Annotated in this window: 16 protein-coding genes; 4 read left to right on the top strand and 12 right to left on the bottom strand. The window is 66.3% G+C overall.

The annotated features are described in order from the left end of the window. Positions 1–5: 5 nt before the first annotated feature. The 3 genes from GO608_RS11475 to GO608_RS11465 all read right to left on the bottom strand — a co-directional run bounded on the left by GO608_RS11475 (position 6) and on the right by GO608_RS11465 (position 1,518). Positions 6–515, bottom strand: coding sequence for a GNAT family N-acetyltransferase (locus GO608_RS11475; RefSeq protein ID WP_247003077.1), 510 nt, complete (start codon positions 513–515; stop codon positions 6–8). Then, on the bottom strand, positions 512–793 hold the full coding sequence (locus GO608_RS11470) for a type II toxin-antitoxin system TacA family antitoxin (RefSeq protein WP_169199683.1): 282 nt from the start codon (positions 791–793) through the stop codon (positions 512–514). Before GO608_RS11470 ends, GO608_RS11475 begins: the two co-directional genes overlap by 4 nt. Positions 794–912: 119 nt before the next feature. After that, positions 913–1,518 (bottom strand): EAL and HDOD domain-containing protein, encoded by a 606-nt coding sequence (locus GO608_RS11465; protein WP_169199684.1) that lies wholly within the window; start codon positions 1,516–1,518, stop codon positions 913–915. Positions 1,519–1,897: 379 nt separating this feature from the next. Here GO608_RS11465 and GO608_RS11460 point away from each other — a divergent pair, with 379 nt between their 5' ends. Continuing rightward, complete coding sequence (locus GO608_RS11460) at positions 1,898–3,025, top strand: patatin-like phospholipase family protein (RefSeq protein WP_169199685.1); 1,128 nt, start codon at positions 1,898–1,900, stop codon at positions 3,023–3,025. Positions 3,026–3,068: 43 nt separating this feature from the next. On the opposite strand, the gene nudC is transcribed toward GO608_RS11460, so the two are convergent. The 8 genes from nudC to GO608_RS11420 form a co-directional block, all read right to left on the bottom strand. After that, entirely contained in the window at positions 3,069–3,908 is an 840-nt protein-coding gene (gene nudC / locus GO608_RS11455) for an NAD(+) diphosphatase (protein ID WP_169199686.1), read from the bottom strand. A 191-nt stretch (positions 3,909–4,099) separates the two neighbouring features. Then, the gene (locus GO608_RS11450; RefSeq protein WP_169199687.1) at positions 4,100–5,506 is read right to left on the bottom strand and encodes a heavy metal sensor histidine kinase; all 1,407 of its coding nucleotides are present in this window, start codon (positions 5,504–5,506) and stop codon (positions 4,100–4,102) included. Beyond that, a complete protein-coding gene (locus tag GO608_RS11445; RefSeq protein WP_169199688.1) occupies positions 5,503–6,183 on the bottom strand; it encodes a heavy metal response regulator transcription factor in 681 nt (226 codons plus the stop codon). Before GO608_RS11445 ends, GO608_RS11450 begins: the two co-directional genes overlap by 4 nt. A gap of 272 nt (positions 6,184–6,455) precedes the next feature. After that, positions 6,456–9,143: a winged helix-turn-helix domain-containing protein gene (locus GO608_RS11440; RefSeq protein ID WP_169199689.1), complete on the bottom strand. Its 2,688-nt coding sequence runs from the start codon at positions 9,141–9,143 to the stop codon at positions 6,456–6,458. Between the two features lie 65 nt (positions 9,144–9,208). After that, complete coding sequence (locus GO608_RS11435; protein ID WP_169199690.1) at positions 9,209–9,430, bottom strand: cysteine protease; 222 nt, start codon at positions 9,428–9,430, stop codon at positions 9,209–9,211. Then, entirely contained in the window at positions 9,427–9,915 is a 489-nt protein-coding gene (locus tag GO608_RS11430; RefSeq protein ID WP_169199691.1) for a hypothetical protein, read from the bottom strand. The genes GO608_RS11435 and GO608_RS11430 overlap by 4 nt, the downstream gene beginning before the upstream one ends. A gap of 36 nt (positions 9,916–9,951) precedes the next feature. After that, complete coding sequence (locus GO608_RS11425; protein WP_247003075.1) at positions 9,952–10,614, bottom strand: acyl-CoA thioesterase; 663 nt, start codon at positions 10,612–10,614, stop codon at positions 9,952–9,954. Positions 10,615–10,869: 255 nt separating this feature from the next. Beyond that, the gene (locus tag GO608_RS11420) at positions 10,870–13,752 is read right to left on the bottom strand and encodes a bifunctional diguanylate cyclase/phosphodiesterase (RefSeq protein ID WP_169199692.1); all 2,883 of its coding nucleotides are present in this window, start codon (positions 13,750–13,752) and stop codon (positions 10,870–10,872) included. Positions 13,753–13,939: 187 nt separating this feature from the next. Between GO608_RS11420 and kaiC the strand changes: the two genes are divergently transcribed. Genes kaiC through GO608_RS11405 form a run of 3 tightly spaced genes read left to right on the top strand, consistent with a single transcriptional unit; the run spans position 13,940 to position 16,265 of the window. Continuing rightward, positions 13,940–15,670, top strand: a complete 1,731-nt coding sequence (kaiC, locus tag GO608_RS11415; protein ID WP_169199693.1) for a circadian clock protein KaiC — start codon at positions 13,940–13,942, stop codon at positions 15,668–15,670. After that, on the top strand, positions 15,667–15,966 hold the full coding sequence (locus GO608_RS11410; RefSeq protein ID WP_169199694.1) for a circadian clock KaiB family protein: 300 nt from the start codon (positions 15,667–15,669) through the stop codon (positions 15,964–15,966). Before kaiC ends, GO608_RS11410 begins: the two co-directional genes overlap by 4 nt. A 29-nt stretch (positions 15,967–15,995) precedes the next feature. Next, the gene (locus GO608_RS11405; protein WP_169199695.1) at positions 15,996–16,265 is read left to right on the top strand and encodes a circadian clock KaiB family protein; all 270 of its coding nucleotides are present in this window, start codon (positions 15,996–15,998) and stop codon (positions 16,263–16,265) included. 117 nt (positions 16,266–16,382) lie between these two features. On the opposite strand, the gene GO608_RS11400 is transcribed toward GO608_RS11405, so the two are convergent. Next, the gene (locus GO608_RS11400; protein ID WP_169199696.1) at positions 16,383–17,561 is read right to left on the bottom strand and encodes an ABC transporter substrate-binding protein; all 1,179 of its coding nucleotides are present in this window, start codon (positions 17,559–17,561) and stop codon (positions 16,383–16,385) included. Positions 17,562–17,601: the final 40 nt, after the last annotated feature.

Below are 17,601 nucleotides of genomic sequence, written 5' to 3'. Positions count from 1 at the left end.
TCAGATCAATCGTGGCACTCAGACGGCTCCACGTCGCCAGCGGCAGGAAAAGCGTCAACGGCGAGTCGGGCAGAGCGATGAAGCCGTGATAGCAGATAGAAGGCCGCTGCCGCTTCATCCTTCGCATCGACCATCAAAGCATAAGCGGCAATCTCGGAGTTGACCGCACGGTCGAGCGCATCGGCCAGCAGCGCACCGCCTAAACCCTGGCCCTTGAAAGCCTGATCGACGGCCAAGCGGCCCATGCGAACCGCTGGCACAGTCGGATAGCGCGGCAGCTTCTTGCCGGTGCTGGCCGGAAGATCGGTCAGCAACAGGCTTGCCGACGCCAGGGTGTAGTAGCCCGCGATGCGACTGCCGTCCCCCAAGGCCACGAAGCAGGCCGCCACGCGGCGGCGAATGTCTTGGGTAACCTGCTCCCGCAAGTAGCGATCTAGCGAGCCAGCACCGCAGTTGAATGCGGCGCGGTCATGCTCGGCACCAAGCGGCGCAAGCAGGAACGGTGCGCTGCTCATTCAGCACGCAGGAGCTTGCGGCGACGCGCGAAAGCGCGCTCCAGGGCTGGTGCCGGTTGCGGCGGCGACAGCAGCGCCTGGGCAAAGCACTCCTGATCGGCGAGCGACAGACGGATGACTTCAGCCTGCTCGATAGCGCGCTGTGCGGCTTCCTGCACGGCAGCGATGACAAAATCAGTCATGGTGCGCCCTTGAAGTTCAGCGGCGCGCTTGAGCATCGAATGCAGATCCGTGCTGATCCGGGCTTCGAGACGGGCGGTGGAAATGGCTGCAGGCATAGTATTGTCCTCCTGACGCAAGGATACGGCAAACTGCCGTACGTTGCCACGCCCCTCTCATACGATTTTTAGAAGTTTGGTCACCTGCCCCTGCTTCATGCTTCCCCAGAGCCGACGCCTCACGCCCCCGCGAACGCGGCCGGACGGCCGAAGTGGAAGCCCTGGTAGAAATCGAAGCCGAGCGCGCGGCAGCGGCGGGCGCGTTCGGTGGTGTCGACTTTCTCAGCCAGGAGCCGCGCCGGGTAGAGCCGCAGGCGGCGCACCAGCCGTTCGAGCGCGTCGGCATCGAGCTGCAGCACGTCGATCTTGACGATGTCAACGAGCGCGAGGAGCGGTTCACAGGCGGGCGTGATCGCGCAGAAGTCGTCGAGCGCGAGGCGGTAGCCGAGGTGCTTGAGTTCGGCGCAGCGGTGAACGATCGCCTCGTCGACTTCGATCGTTTCGAGCAGTTCGAGGACGACATCCTCTTTCGGCAGGCGTTCGACGCCGCGGCCGAGCAGGGTTTCGGCATCGAGGTTGACGAACGCGGCGCAGCCTCCCATGACGCTGTGGACGCCGAGCCGGCCGAAAACACGGGCGATCACCTGCGCGGTCGCGCGCGCGCCGTCGCTGACTCTCGCTTCGCCCGATCCATCGTCGCGGAACAGCAGTTCATAGGCGATCACATTGCGCTCCTTGTTCAGGATCGGCTGACGCGCGACGAACACTTCGTTCTGGTTGCCCATGATTGCCTCCATTGCCGTGATTCCCGGCGGCATGCGTTGCCTCGACCGCCCTGCCCGGCGCTTTCCGGACCATGACTGCATTCTTCTCCACTGCGGCTGAACGACTCATGAAGACGGCATTCACAACGCGTTCACCCGGAAAAATCTCTCCTTCTCTCGGGAACGACTGTTGCAGCGGAGCTCATCCGGGCTTCATTTGTCGTATGTCCACAGGCGTCTGATCACGCCACATTGTCATTGTTTCAATCGGGATGCCTGGCGCCGGAAATTTTGGTGCGCGTCCCGTCCTACAACCTGTCCTGCAATCGTCGTGCCCTGCCGGGCGGGCGGCGGATCGGACAGGCTGGCAGCGCAGGACTGCCCGTAATGGAGATGCGAGATGGAAAAATCCAAGGCGGAAAAATCCGGGGCGGAAGAACACGACGGGGGAAAACCCGCGGCGATTCCCGTTTCACTGATATTGAGTGGCGGCCTGGCGCTCGGCGCCTACGAGGCCGGTGTTCTCGAAGCGTTCGACGAGTCGGGGCTGCTCGAAACGGTGGCCGTCGCGGGGTCGTCGATCGGCGCACTCAACGGGGCACTCTTCGTTGGCAATCCGCCGGACAGACGGAGCGCGCAGCTGCGGGCGTTCTGGTCGCGCATCACGTCGAACGTGCTGCCGGGAAAATGGCTTCAGCCGAACGGCGTCGCCGACCAGCGCCTGTTCCGACATGCGAGGAACTGGATCAATACGCTCGGCGCGCACGTCGCGGGCGTTCCGAACCTGTTCCGCCTGCGCACTTTCCTCGACGCAGGGCCGAGCGAAGTCCCGAGTTTCTATGACTCCTCGCGAACGAGGGTGACGCTCGCCGAAATGGTCGATTTCAACCTGCTCAACGCCGGGCCGATGCGCTATTGCGCCGTCGCCACCGACGTCGAAACAAGTGCTGCGGTGCCGTTCGACACTTTGGAAGGGACGCGGATCACGATCGATCACCTGCTCGCCAGCTCGTCGCTGCTACCGTCGTTTCCGCCGGTGCGCATCGGCACGCGCCTGCTCGCCGATGGCGGCCTGTCCGCGAACTCGCCTCTCGAACCTTTTCTTGCGTCCGACCGCGTCGGCGAACTGCCTTCGCTGTGCATCCTCATCGACCTGTTCTCGACCGAAGCGAAGCCTCCGCGCACGCTCGAAGCGGCGATGGAGCGCGGGACCGACATCAAATACGCTGCCCAGACGCGCCTGAGGCTGGAAGCGATCCAGCGGGAACGCCGCCTCGAAGCCGCACTGAAGTCCGGCGAGGCGGGCGACCGGGGAACGGACCTCGTCCACCTCTGCTACCGGCCGCTCCCGCATGACGCGGGCTCGGAAAAGCAGTACGACTTCTCGAGCGAGACGCTCGCGGACCGATGGCAATACGGGCGGGCCGACGCACTGCTCGCCCTCGAGCGGATCAGCGCGCTGGCGAAGGAAACGGTCCAGGGACCGGGGCTGCGCGTTTATCGCGTCGGCGCGTGGACGGCGCCGTAGCGGGGAGCGTCGGCGCCGCGGCAGGCGGAAGGGTGTCCGGCTGCTACGGCGCGGCTTTCGCGATCGACGCGATCGTGTCGTCGATGAGCCGGCGCGCGATGCTGAAAGGATGGGGCAGGCGCGGCAGGTGGTCGATGCCGAACCAGGCCGCGGCTTCGATTTCGCCGGGCTGCGGGACGATCTCGCCGCTGACGTAGTCGGCGACGAAGGCGATCATTAGCGAGTGGGGAAAAGGCCACGGCTGGCTGTCGAAATAGCGCAGATTCGTGATCTCGACGCCGACCTCTTCGCGCACTTCGCGCTGCAGCGTCTGTTCGAGCGTTTCGCCAGGCTCGACGAAACCGGCGAGCGCGCTGTACATGCCTTCCGGGAAATGCGGCGAGCGCGCGAGCAGCAGCTCGGGCCCGCGCCGCACCAGCCCCATCACCGCCGGCGACAGGCGCGGATAGCCCGCAAGTTGGCAGTTCGGGCACACGCGCGCCCGCTCCCCGTGCTTCAGCGCGGTAGGCGAACCGCAGCGGCCGCAATAGCGGTGCGTGTCGTCCCACTCGACGACCTGGATCGCGCGACCGGCGATCGTCAGCACCGTTTCGTCTAGCCGCCCGAAAAGCCTTCGCAAGCCCTGCCATTGGGCATGTTCCGGCAGTTGCGGCGGCGCTTCGGCCGCTGCCGTGAAACAGCTCCGCTCGCCGAGCCGGCCGAGATAGTGGCGGCAGCGCGTCGCGGCGACGCCCAGTTCCTCGAGCTCGCGGCGGCACGGCACCCGCGCCGTCGTGCCTTCGCCGATCACGAGCAGGCTGCCCGCGTTGAACACGAACCACAGGTCGCTGTCGCTCGTCTGTGAAGGTTCGGTGATTCCCGGCACAAAAGTGTCCATGCGCATTCGCTGATTCCCGCTGTTCATCGTCGCTCGGCAACAGTCTCCACGCTTTGCGCGGCGGCTGGAAGTGCCGGCGCGTCTCGTTCAGCACGCGGTGCGCGGAGTTCCGCGTTCGACGCGTGCCAAGTGCGCGGACCCGCGCCTTACGCCACGAGCAAAAGACCGGCCCGCAGGCATGGCCGAAGGCCGCAGCATCATCGCCCGAAAGGCTGCGCGGGCGCGCGCGGCAGAAGCATGCCGAACGTCGTGACGCCATCGGCCGACTCGGCAGTCATCGTTCCGCCGTGCGCCTCGACGATCGCGCGGGTGATCGCGAGCCCGAGCCCCGCCCCTTCGCCGTGGCGCTGCCGGTCCGGGCTGGCCCGATGGAAGCGCTCGAAGACCCGCGACAGCTGGTCGGGCGAAATCGTGTCGCCGTGATTTCGCACGCGCAGCGCGACTTGCGGGCCTTCGTCCGCGATCGTGATCTCGATCGTTCCGTCCGCCGGCGTGTGACGGATCGCATTCGACAGCAGGTTCGAGATCGCGCGGCGCAGCATCAGCCCGTCGCCGCGCACACGCGCGTTCCCGCCCACGTCCATTTTCACGCCGCGCTCCTCCGCCAGCGCTTCGTAGAACTCGACGAGAGCCCGCGCCTCGGCGGCGAGCTCGACGGTTTCGTCGGGATGCGGCAGGCGGCCGTTCTCCGCTTTCGCGATGAACAGCATGTCGCCGACCATGCGCGCGATGCGCTCGTATTCCTCGAGGTTCGACGCCAGCACGTCGCGATATTCCTCGGCGCTGCGCGGGTGCGACAGGCACACCGCGGTCTGCGTCATCAGGTTCGATACCGGCGTGCGCAGCTCGTGCGCGATGTCGGCGGAAAAATCGGAAAGACGCTGGAACGCGGACTCGAGACGGTCGAGCATGCCGTTGAGCGCTTCGACGAGCTCATGCACTTCGGCCGGCGCATCGGTGTCGTCGAGACGTTCGCCGAGCCGCGCGGCCGACAATGCGCCGGCAGTCGCAGTCACGCGGCGCAACGGCGCGAGGCCGTGATGCGCGGCCCACCAGCCGAGCATCGCCGCGACCGCCGCGGCGACCGAGATGCCGAGCCACAACCCGCGCCGCGTCGCATCGAGGAATTGCGCGTGGTGCGTGATGTCGAGCCCGACCAGCGCGGTGACACGGCTCGCGTCGCCCGCCCCGGACGGCAGCGTGAACGTCCTTTCCCTGCCGACGTAATCGCGCCCGTCCTTTTCCCAGCTCGCGATGCCCTCCGGCAGGCGCTGCCCCGCGAGCTGCGACGCATTGAAGAGGCTTGGATGGACGGCGTAGATGACGCTGCCTTCGGCGTCGCGCAGCAGGACGCCGACCATGTCATGGCCGACGAACGCGTCATCGAGGCGCTGCCCGAGCGTGTCGCGCGCTTCGGGCGTCGCCGACGTCAGCAGGTGGTTTTCGATCAGCGCGAACTTGCCCAGGAGCTCGTGGTTGTCGAGCTCGACGAAATGCGCTTCGACCGCCCGCCCGAGGACCACGCCGACGACGATCAACAGGCTCGCGGTCATCGCCGCGAACAGCAGCGCGAGGCGCGCGGTCAGCGACAGCGGACGCTTCACCGCGGCTGCGGCGCTTCGAGCACGTAGCCCATGCCGCGCACCGTGCGGATCAGTTTCGGCTCGAACGGGTCGTCGACTTTCGCGCGCAGCCGCCGCACCGCGACTTCGATGACGTTGGTGTCGCTATCGAAGTTCATGTCCCACACCTGCGACGCGATCAGCGAGCGCGGCAGCACTTCGCCCTGGCGGCGCAGCAGCAGTTCGAGCAGCGCGAACTCCTTCGACGTCAGGTCGATCTTCACGCCGGCGCGCGTCACCCGCCGGCGCAGCAGGTCGAGCTCGAGGTCGCCCGCGCTGTAGATCTCCGGCTCCTTCGCCTTGCCGCGGCGCAGCAGCGTGCGCACGCGCGCGAGCAGCTCGGAAAACGCGAACGGCTTGACGAGGTAGTCGTCGGCGCCGAGCTCGAGTCCCCGAACGCGATCCTCGACCTGGTCGCGCGCGGTCAGGAACAGCACCGGCATGTCGCGCCCGCTGCGCCGCACCGTCTGCAGCACGCCCCAACCGTCGAGCGACGGCAGCATCACGTCGAGCACCATCAGGTCGTAGTCGCCGTCGAGCGCGAGATGCAGGCCGTCGAGCCCGTCGCGTGCGAGATCGACGACGAAGCCCGCTTCGGCGAGCCCCTGGCGCAGGTAATCCCCGGTTTTCGGCTCGTCCTCGACGATCAGGATTTTCATTGCTCGTATCCCCCGCGGCTATCCGCGAGCGCATTCTGCCCCGGCACAGGCCGACACGAGCGGAGATTACAAAGATGTAATCGCCATGTCAGCATCCCGACTGCTGCCGGCGCGACGAACGCGACCCGCGCCAAGGCGGCGTCGCCGCACTTTGCAGTCCCCGTCAGGGCGTGTCTCGTGCCCAGGCGTCCGCCGCGCGCCAACGAGGCGCGAGGCACGCCCTGACGGGGGCGGGCAGAAACCGACGATGCCGAATGGGGAAGGAACCGTCGCTACTCGATGATCCCCAGCAGCCGCGCCCGATCCACCGCGTGCCGGCGGTTCGCGGCGTTGAGCTTGGCGAGGAGGTTCTTCATGTGCCACTTGATCGTCTCGGCGCCGACATCGAGCATTTTTGCGATTTCCTTGTTCGAGCGGCCGAGCGACAGCGCGCCAAGGATTTCCATCTCGCGCGCGGAGAGCTGCGCCGGGCGGCTCTTCGGGTCCGCGGTCTTCTGCCCGCTCGCTTCCGGCACCCAGCCGAAGCGGCAGCGTTCGGCGGCGCGCTCGACGAACGCCGGCGTGATGCCGGCGCCTTTCGCGAGGCCGGAGCGGTCGAGCTCCGGCAGGCATTCGAGCGCCGCCGGCCAGTCGTCGGCGATGACGCGCACGAGACGGAAGGATTCGGCGAGGCTCAGCGCTTCGGCGAGCAGCCGCGCCGAGGCATCGTCGCCCGACCCTTCGCAGCACGCGGCGAGCAGCTTGACGGTGAGCTGGTCGCGCCCGCGGCGCAGCCGAGCGGCGATTCCGCCCGCGTGCTCCAGCGCGAGCGCCGCCCCCTCATCGTTGAAATCGAGCAGTGCGACGCGCGCGGCGGCGATCTCGCGGATCAGGCGCAGTTCCGCCTCCAGCCCCTGGTCCGGCCGGTCCGCGCCGGCGATGATCTCGTCGATCGCACCCAGCAGCATGCGGCACGACACGACCCGGTTGCGGAGGGCGTGCTGGCGGACCTGCTCGCCGAGGCTCGCGACGACGAGGCGCGGCTGGTGGCGCAGTTCGCCGATCGCTGCGAGGCTGTTCAGCGCGTCGAACGCCTTTCCCTCGCGCCCTTTCTGGTTCTCATAGCGCGCGAGCGTCAGGTACGCGAGCATCACCGCGTCCGGCAGCGCCGCCTGCTCGATGAGATCGAGGCGGTTCGCGAGCAGCGCGCGCGCTTCGTCTTCGGCGCCGAGCTCCCAGCACGCTGCCGCAAGCCCCGCCGCCTGCATCGCCGCCGGCAGCGAGCGCCAGCCAGTGCTCGCCTCGGCGCGCTCGAGCGCAGCGCGGAAAATGCCCTCCGCTTCGCTCGCCTGACCTTCGATCAGGTAGCTCAGGCCGACCGCGAACGCGCCGTACATCGCGTCGTAGAAGTTGCGCACGCCGCGTCCGCGGCCGTCGGAAATCTGCTGGTAATAGCGCGCGCGGTCGGGGAAGCCGGTATGGATCGCGACGAACGACAGCGTATTGCAGTACAGCGGCCCGAGCTCCGGGTCGTAGCTCTCGATGCAGCCGCGCGCGCGCGTGTAGTCGTCGCAGTGGATCGCGACCGCCGAGCGCACGATGTTCGCCTGCAGCGCGATCTCGGGCGTGACCCCGGGGCGCGCGAGGATCACGTCGGTCAGGCGCTCGGCATCCTGCGGGCGGTAGCACAGCGCGCACGCCCACGCGGCCGTCAGCTGAATGCCTTCGCGGCGCGTGATTTCCTCGGGCGGCAGGCGGTCGAGCCACGCCAGGACTTCGACGATGCGGCCCTGCACGCCGAGGTGGCGCAGGCGCTTCTCGATCCAGTCCATCGCCTGCGTGCGCATGCCGGCGACGAACGCGTGGTCGGCCGCCTGCTCGAGCATGTTGTGCGCGGCGAACCACTCGGCCGCCGTCGCGTGCAGCACGCGCAGCTCGTCGGCCGGCAGCGCGTCGAGGAGGCTGTGCAGGTACTCGATGAACAGCGGGTGCATGCGGTAGTTGTCGCCGTCGCCGCCGACCGACGTCACGAGTCCGGTGTTCTGCTCGAGCCGCGACAGGATTTCACCGCTCTCGGCGACGCCGCTCAGCGCCGTGCACAGCTCGGGGTGCTGCGTCTTCAGGATCGACGCGCGCACGAGCATCGCGACGGCGTCCGGCTCGAGGCTTTCGAGCACGAACTGCGAGAAATAGCGCGCGATGTCGCCGGTCGCGCCCGAAAGCCCCGCGACCGTGCCCGCGACGTCGCTTTTTCGCGCCATCGCGGCGGTGACGATCTGCAACGCCATCGGCCACCCTTCGGTGCGCTCGTGCAGCCGCGCGCAGGTCTCGATGTCGATGTCTTCGCCGAGGCGCCGGCGCAGGAAACCGATCGTGTCGTCGAGGCGCAGGCGCAGGTCCTCGGTGACGAATTGGGTGTACAGGCCGTGGGCGTTCAGTTCCTCGACCGGGAACGGCGGGTCGGCGCGCGAAGTGGCGACGACATGGAAATTCGGCGGCGCATTGCGGATCAGGTAATAGACGAACTCGACCGCGTGCTCGTCGGACAGCTGGTGCAGGTCATCGATGAGGACGTAGGTCGGGCGCGCGAGTTCGTGGATCTGCACGAGGACTTCGCTCGCGATCCACAGGTCGGCGCCCGACTGGCCGAGCTGGTCGAACGAGCGCGCCGGGACGTCGAGCCCGACTGCGACGCGGATCGACGCGACGAGCGCCGGGATGAACGTCGCGCTGTCGTCGCTCGCGTCGACCGTCAGCCACGCGACGGCCGCGCCGGTCGCGAGCAGCTCGCGGCGCCACTGCACGAGGAGCGACGTCTTGCCGAAGCCTGCCAGCGACGTGACGACGACCAGCGGCTGCTCGGCCGTCTCGCGCAGGCGCTCGAGCAGGCGCGCCGGCGCGAGCGCCTGCTTCGCCGAATGCGGCGGCATCGTCTTGAGGGCAAAACGATACGGGATTGCCTCGGTGGTCTTGTTCCTCATGCAGCGTCCGTGCGTCGATGATGCGGGAACGCCACGATACCAGCGGTTTCATCCGCGCCGAAGCCTTACGCGTCGGCGGGCGGCTTCGCTCCCGGCACGGTTGGCGACTCTTCGGTGGCGGCGCTTTTCGCCCAGAACGCCTGCAGCGCCCGGTCGAACTCGGCAATCGCTTCGGCGGGAACCTGGCTGCCGCATTCGTAGCACGTGCCGTGCATGCGATCGAACCAGCGGCAGCCGCACTGCTCGCACGCGAGTTCCGGAGCGCCGGACGGGTTGTGGAAGATCATCGGCACGCTCCCAGGAAAGCCAGGCCGAGCGTATCGAGGAACTCCTCGTAGCCCGCGTCCTGCAGTTCGAACTTCGTGCGCAGCACGAAGAACATGATGTTGCCCTGGCGGATCAGGCGCTTGATCGACGACAGCGTGTCGCCGTCGAGCGATGCGTGCATCACCGCGAGCGCGACGTCGTCGGCGACGAACAGCAGGTCGACGCGCGCGTCCTGGAAGCCCGGGTACGGCTCGACGCTCGCGACCATGCCGCTGCCGTCGGCCATCCAGCGCATCATCTCGACGTCGCTGCCGCTTTCGACGAGCCCGGCGACGTGCTTGCCCGGCTGGATGCCGGAGCCCGTGCGCGGCACGAAGCCGACCGCCGAGCCCGGGATCATCTCGGTGAAAAGTTCGCAATGCCGGTCGAGCATCGCTTGCCACACGGGCGGTTCGACAAACACGCGCGACGCGGTCGCCGGCGGTGCCTCCAGTTCAATCTGCATCTGAACCTCCATGCCTCATCGGGCCAATTCCCTTCATCACCCTTTCCCCTCGCTCGAACAGCCGTCGCGGCAGTAGCGCGCGAGGCCGGCGCGAATCTCCGGCGGGATCGGGACCGATTTCATCGTTTCCAGGCAGCACATCACGAGTGTCTGCCGGGCTTTCAGCCGTATTTCGTCGCCAACGCGCCCCTGCACTTCGAGGTCGATCGCGCTGTTGCCGATCTTCGTCACCGTCAGCCCGAGCACCAGCCGGTCGCCGAGACGGCTCGGGCGGGAAAACGTGCAGTCCATCCTGGCGGTCGGGGTTCCCATCTTGCGCACCGTCACGAGTTCAGCGGAATCGACGCCGAGCCCGTCGGTGAACCAGTCCTCGACGAGGCCGTTGAGGAGGACGAAATACTGCGGATAGAACACGATGCCGGCTGGATCGCAGTGCGCGAACCGGATCAGCTCCTCGCGCTCGAACATCGCCGCTGCGGCGCAGGGTTCGAGCGATGGCTGCGCGTCCCGCTTCGGTGCCGCGACGGGCGTCACTGCCGACACGAACGGCAGGAAACCGAGCAGCGTCTTCCACACCGACGTCATTACTGCCGCTGCCGATTTGGCGCCGGCGTCCGCAAAACGCTCTCCGCCCCGCACGTTGCGCGCCGCCCCTTCGGGCACGACCCCTGTCGCCATCGCGTTGCCCAAAGCTGTCATGGTCTTCCTCCTTGCACGAGCCGCCGGGAGACCGGGGCTGCTGAACATGGAGTGAATATAACGACGCACCGTCCCCGCCACCCCCCCCACCCGGGAGGGGTGAAGGAAAGCGCTTACCTGCAGCAGATGCGGGCCTGATCGGCAAGCGTCTTTTCGGCGACGCCGACAAGCTTGTTTTCGCGCCCCTCGACTTTGCGCAGGTCGATGTCCTGCATCGGGCTGCGCGCCTCGCCCCCTTTCAAGGGCGCGGCCGCTTCAATTCCACAGCATTTCCGCGAGTGCTTCGGGCAGCACCGGCTTGCTGAACAGATAGCCCTGCCAGGCCTCGCACCCCTCCTGCGCGAGGAAGTCTCGCTGCGCCGGCGTCTCGACTCCTTCCGCGGTGCAGCCGAGCCTGAGACTCGACGCCAGCCCGAGGATCGCGCGGGTCACCGCCTCCGCATCGGCATCGCCGGGCAGATCGCTGATGAACGACTTGTCGATCTTCAGGTGCTGGAGCGGGAACTGCCGCAGGTGACTGAGCGATGAATAGCCGGTGCCGAAATCGTCCAGCGACACACGCACGCCGAGGCGGGCCAGTCTCGATAGCGTCTCTTGCGCTTTTTCCGGATCGCCCATCACCATGCTCTCGGTGATTTCCAGCTCCAGCATGGTCGGCTCGAGACCGGTCTCTTCGATCAACGCGGCGATCCGGTCCGCCAGTTTCTTCTGGTTGAATTGGCGCGGCGACAGATTGACGCTGATGAACCCCGGTCTGCCGTAGCGCGCTTGCCACTGGGCCATCTGCCGGCACGCGGTCTTCAGCACCCATTCGCCGATCGGTTCGATCATTCCGGTTTCTTCCGCGAGTCCGATGAACCGCGTCGGCAGGATCAGTCCGTGCTCCGGACTCTGCCAGCGCACCAGCGCCTCGGCACCGACCACCGTCCCGCTTTGCATGCAGATGCGCGGCTGGTAGTTGAGCACCAGCTCGTCGCGCTCGACCGCGCCGCGCAGACTGTTCGTCAGGAAGAGCCGCTCCCTGGCCTGCTGGCTCATGCCGCCCGAGAAGAAACTATAGGCGTTCTTTCCCTGGCCCTTGGCAATGTACATCGCCTGATCGGCGTGGCGTCGCAGCATGTCGGCGGACTTGCCGTCGAGCGGATAGCAGGCGATGCCGATGCTGGCCGACAGGCGCAGCCGCTGGCCGGCCAGATTGAACGGTTCGGCGAGCAACTCCACCATGTTCTGGGCCATCCAGCCTGCCTCGTCGACGTCGTGCAGCTCGTCGAGCAGCACCATGAACTCGTCGCCCCCGAGTCGCGCGACGGTGTCGGACTTGCGCAGGCAACAGCTCAGTCGCTGCGCCACCCCCTGCAGCACCTGGTCGCCGACCTCGTGGCCGAGCGCATCGTTGATCGGCTTGAAGTGATCGAGGTCGATGCACAGCACTGCAAAGCGCGAATTGTGTCGTTGTGCCCGCACCACCATATCCTGCAGCCGTTCCTGGAAAAGGGCGCGATTGGGCAGACCGGTGAGGCTGTCGTGATGCGCCAGGTAGTGCAGCCGCTCCTCGACGGCGCGATTCAACGAAATGTCGGAGAAGACGGCGACGTAGTGGCGCCCGCCGCTATCGGCCACCACGCTCAGGCTGGCCCAGGCGAGATACACCTCGCCACTCCTGCGCCGGGCCGAGATCTCGCCCTGCCACGCGCCGGTGCTGCGCAGCGCGGCGCGTTGCGCCTCGAGCTGCTCGGGCCGCGGCGTTTCGGCGTACAGCATGTCGTACTTTCGTCCGATCACTTCCTCGGCCGGATAGCCGGTGATCGCCGTAAACGCGCGGTTGACGGAGAGGATCCGGCCGCCCTGCGAAATCATGACCCCTTCGCCGGCGCTTTCCAGTGCGCGCGCCGCGAGGCGCAGCTCTTCCTCGGTGCGCCGGCTCCTGGTGATGTCGAGGTGGACGCCTCTGAGCTTGCGCTGCCCGCCGCTTTCCTCGGCCAGCGACAGGCGGCACAGGATCCAGCGATCGCTGCCGTTCTTGTGCCGCAAGCGGAATTCCAGCTCTCGCGCGGGTGAAGGGGCCTCGATGTACTGGTCCATCGCGTCGATGACGCTCTGGCGTTCCTCGGGATGCAAGAGACGGATAAAGTCCGAAAATTCGCCGTTCAGCTCATCCTCGGCATAGCCGATATGTTGTTTACATTGGACCGACACATGCATCCGGTCGGTCTCCAGATCCCGCTCCCAGAAACCGAGCTGCGCGATTTCGGCCGACGCCTGCAACTGCGCCTGGGTTTGCTGCAACTGACGTTCGGCGCTTCGTTTCTCCGTCACATCCATCAGCGTCACGGCACAGCCGAGGGACCGGCCTTTTCCGTCGTTCACCCGATTGGCACTGACCAGCACATCGATCGCGTCCCCGCGGGCGTTGCTCAATGCCGCCTCGAGGCCCCGGACGGTTTCCCCTGCCCGAACCGCACGCAATGAAAAGCCCCTGTCCCGCCCGCTGGAGGCGAGCGGAAACGCTTCGTCGAAAGGCAGGTACAAAGGGTTGCGACCGGCGAGGCGATAAGCCTGCGTGTTGGCCCGGACGACCCGCCCGTCCGCGTCGCACATGATGGTTGCTTCGGCGGCCTGCTCGAGGATCGACGCGGCCAGCCGCTGCGACGCGAGGAAAGCTTCGGTGTGCTTCTGCTCGGTAAGGTCGGTGAGCACGACGCACAGCAGCGGGATGCCGTCGATGCAGGCTTTGCTGACTGACGCGTAGACCGGGATGGTGTCGTCCCGCGCGGTGGCGAGCCTGATTTCGTCCTTCGATTTTTCGGCGGCCCCTTTCTCGAGCAGCGCCTCCATCACCATCCGGTCGCGCGGGTCGACGTACGCGTGTATCGGCGAGCCGACAATTCGTGCCGTCGGCAGGCCGATGATTTCGCCGAAGCTGCCGTTGCAATAGAGAATCGTGCCGTCGAGCGCGACGGTCGCCGCACCCTCGTTCATCTCCTCGACCAGCACTCGATAGCTGTCCTCGGCGCCGGAGAGGATAAAGATGCTGTCCCCCACCTCCTCGTTGACGACCAGGGCATCGACGCTCCTGCTCCGGATCGCCTCGAGCGTCTCTTCCAGCTCGGCCAGGCGCCCCTGGAGAGCGGCAATCATGGCGGCGGGATCGGGGGCTTTTGAAGTCGTCACGTGGGTAGAGGTGGGCGTTTGCCTGGTGCGAGAGCTTAGTGTAGTTTCGCGCCGGGAAACAATTTTCGTTTTTCGTGGAGCCCAGCTCCATACGAAGTAGTATCTGTAAAAGATGCAAGAAAAAGACGACATTCAGCAGGAAATCACGTCCAGCATGCGCAATTATTCCGATATCGATCCGGCTCCCCTGGAAAAAGCCCCGACCGGAATCGACGGCTTCGACGACATCACCAGAGGGGGGTTGCCACGCGGCCGGCCGACCCTTGTTTGCGGATCGGCGGGCTGCGGCAAGACGCTGTTCGGCATGGAATTCCTCGCACGCGGCGCGGCGGAATTCGACGAACCGGGGGTATTCGTCGCGTTCGAAGAAACACCGGACGAACTGATCCGAAACGCGGCCTCGGTCGGCTTCGACCTCGCGGCGCTGAGCGCCCAGGGCAAGCTCGCGATCGAGCATATCTACCTCGAGCGCAGCGAGATCGAGGAAACCGGCGAATATGATCTCGAGGCGCTGTTCATCCGGCTCGGCTACGCCGTTGACCAGGTCGGCGCCAAGCGCATCGTGCTCGATACCCTCGAAGCCCTGTTCGCCGCGCTGCCGAACGAGTTCATCCTGCGCGCCGAACTGCGGCGCCTGTTTCGCTGGCTGAAGCAAAGAGGCCTCACTGCGGTCATCACCGGCGAGCGCGGCGCGGGCACGCTGACGCGCCACGGGCTCGAGGAATATGTCTCCGACTGCGTGATCCTGCTCGACGTGCGAATGGCCGAGCAGGTCGCGACGCGGCGCCTGCGCATCGTCAAGTACCGCGGCTCGAGCCACGGCTCCAACGAATATCCGTTCCTGATCGATCGCGGCTTCACGGTGCTGCCGATCACCTCGGTCGGACTCGAGCACGAAGCGTCGGACGAACGCATCTCCACCGGCATCGCCCAGCTCGACGCGATGCTCGAGGGCAAAGGCCTCTACCGCGGCAGCAGCGTGCTGCTGTCGGGCACAGCGGGCTCGGGAAAATCGAGCATCGCGGCGCATTTCGCGCAGGCCTCGTGCGCGCGCGGCGAGCGTTGCCTGTACTTCGCGTTCGAGGAGTCGCAACAGCAGATCCTGCGCAACATGCGTTCGATCGGGGTCGACCTCGCCGCGTGCCTCGAGGGTGGCCTGCTGGCCTTTCACAATGCGCGCCCGACGCAGCTCGGGCTCGAGATGCATCTCGCGCTGATGTACAAAACCATCCGGACGTTCAGGCCGCGCATGGTGATCGTCGACCCGATCTCGAACTTCATGTCGCTCGGCACCCAGATCGAAGTCAGGGCGATGTTCACCCGCCTGGTCGATTATCTGAAGACGGAAGGGATCACCGCGGTCTTCACGAGCCTGACGAGCGGGAGCGCGATCGACAATCTGGAGCGCACCGAGACCGAAATTTCGTCGATCATCGATGCCTGGCTGCTGCTACGGGACATCGAGACGGACGGTGAGCGCAACCGCGCAATGTATATCCTCAAGTCCCGCGGCATGGCTCATTCGAACCAGATCAGGGAATTCGTTCTCTCCGAGCGGGGCATCGACCTGATCGAGGTCTACACCGGGCCCGAAGGCGTGCTTACCGGCTCGGCCCGCCTCGCGCGCGAAGCGCAGACCCGCGAGGCGCAGCTCGACCGCACCGCGCAGCTGGAGCTCACGCGCGTCAGGCTGGAGCACAAGCGACACGCGATCGAAGCGCAGGTGGCAGCACTGCATGCGGAACTGGCCGCAGAAGCGGCCGCCTTCGACACGGCGCTTAAGGCCGAACAGGGGCGAGACGCGCGCTTTTCCGAGGACCGCGACCGGATGGCGACACAGCGCAAGAAAGGGCCTTTCGCCGCCCGGCAAGGGAAGGGGGAATGATGCCCGGCACCGCTGACGAGGGGTTCTACGAACTGCGGCTGTATGTGGCCGGGCAGACGCCCAAGTCGGTCGCAGCGTTTGCAAACCTGAAAAGAATCTGCGAGGAACATCTCGAGGGACGCTACCAGATCGAAATCATCGACCTGCTCGAGCGTCCCCAGCTCGCCAAGGGGGACGAGATCATCGCGATCCCGACGCTCGTGCGGCGCCTGCCCGAGCCGATCAAGAAGATCATCGGCGATCTGTCGAACACGGAAAAAGTGCTGGTCGGATTGCAGTTGAAGCCCCACCATTGAGCGCTTCGACTGCGCCGCGCGGCTTGCCCATGCCAGAGCAGTACATCCTGAAGCTCTACGTCACCGGCACGACGCCGAATTCGCTGCGTTCGATCGCGAATATCAAGGCGATCTGCGAAGCATATCTGGAAGGTCGCTATCAGCTCGAGGTCCACGATCTGTATCAGGAGCCCGAGCTGATCCGCCGGCATCACCTGATCGCGGCGCCGACGCTGATCAAGGAGCATCCGCTCCCGTACCGGAAGCTGATCGGCGACATGTCCGACACGGATCGGGTACTCGCCGGCCTCGGCCTCTAGCGGCCGGCACTCGCCCGACGCCGGTTCGATCTTTCCCGACGCCGCGCTGCAAGCGGACGAAACGAGGCGCGGGACGCCGCCCTTTGCCGGCGCCCCGTTCTGCCCCCTCCCGCCCGCTTACATCTTGCAGCCGCGGGCCGGATCGGCGAGCGCTTTCTCGGCGACGTCGACGAGCTTGTTGTCGCGCCCTTCGACCTTGCGCAGATAGATGTCCTGCACCGGGTTGTGCGCCTTCGACATCGTGAAGGCGCCGCGCGGACTGTCGATCTTCGCCGACTCCATCGCCTTGATCATCGCCGTCTGGTCGAGCTTGCTGCCCTTTACCCCTTCCAGGCCGGAGCGCAGCAATTGGGCCGCGTCGTAGCCCTGCACCGCGTAGACGTCGGGCTGCATCTTGTAGGCGTTCTCGTACGCACTGCGGAAGCTCTTGTCCTTCTCGTTCGTCAGCCCGTCGGCGTAGTGCAGCGTCGTCAGCAGGCTCTCGCCGGAGCCGCCCATCGCGTCGAGCGTGCCGTCGGTGAGGAAGCCCGAACCATACAGTGGAATACTCTTCTTCAGCCCGGCAGCGTCGTAGTCCTTGACGAACTTCGCCGCACCGCCGCCGGCGAAGAACACGAACACCGCATCCGGCTTGAGATTCGCGATCTCGGTCAGGAAAGGCTGGAACTCGACGTTCGGGAACGGCAGGTAGAGTTCCTTCGCGACCTTGCCGCCGGCCTTCTCGAACGCTTCCTTGAAACCGGCGACGGCCTGCTCGCCGGCAGCGTATTTCCACGTCAGCGTCACCGCGTTCTTGTGGCCGCGTTCGGCTGCGACATTGCCCATTGCATAGGCCGGCTGCCAGTTCGTGAACGACGAACGGAAGATGTTCGGTGCGCACAGCGGGCCGGTCAGCTCGTCGGCACCGGCGTTCGGGATGATCAGCAAGGTCTTGGTGTCGCGCGCGACTTTCGCCATCGCCAGCGCGACGCCCGAATGCACCGTGCCGACGAGGACGTCGACCTGGTCGCGCTTGATCAGCTTGCTCGCGTTCTCGGTCGCTTTCGACGGATCCGATTCGTCGTCGACGACGAAATACTCGACTTCACGCCCACCGAGCGTGCCGCCCTGCTCGGCGACGTGCTGCTTGAAGCCGTTCGTGATCGCGTTGCCCAACGCCGCATAGGTGCCGGTGTAAGGCAGCATCAGGCCCACTTTGACTTTCTCCGCGGCCTGTGCGGCGCCGAGCGGAACCAGGACGCCGATCGCCACTGCCAGCACCGCACGACACGCTTTCTCTTGTTGTTTCTTGCGCATCCTCATCTCCTCCCGTCGTTCCATGGATTGGCGGCAATTG

Source organism: Aromatoleum buckelii (assembly GCF_012910785.2).
Lineage (GTDB): Bacteria > Pseudomonadota > Gammaproteobacteria > Burkholderiales > Rhodocyclaceae > Aromatoleum > Aromatoleum buckelii.
Note: the sequence above shows the minus strand (reverse complement) of the source record. Positions and strands in the feature narration are given on the sequence as shown.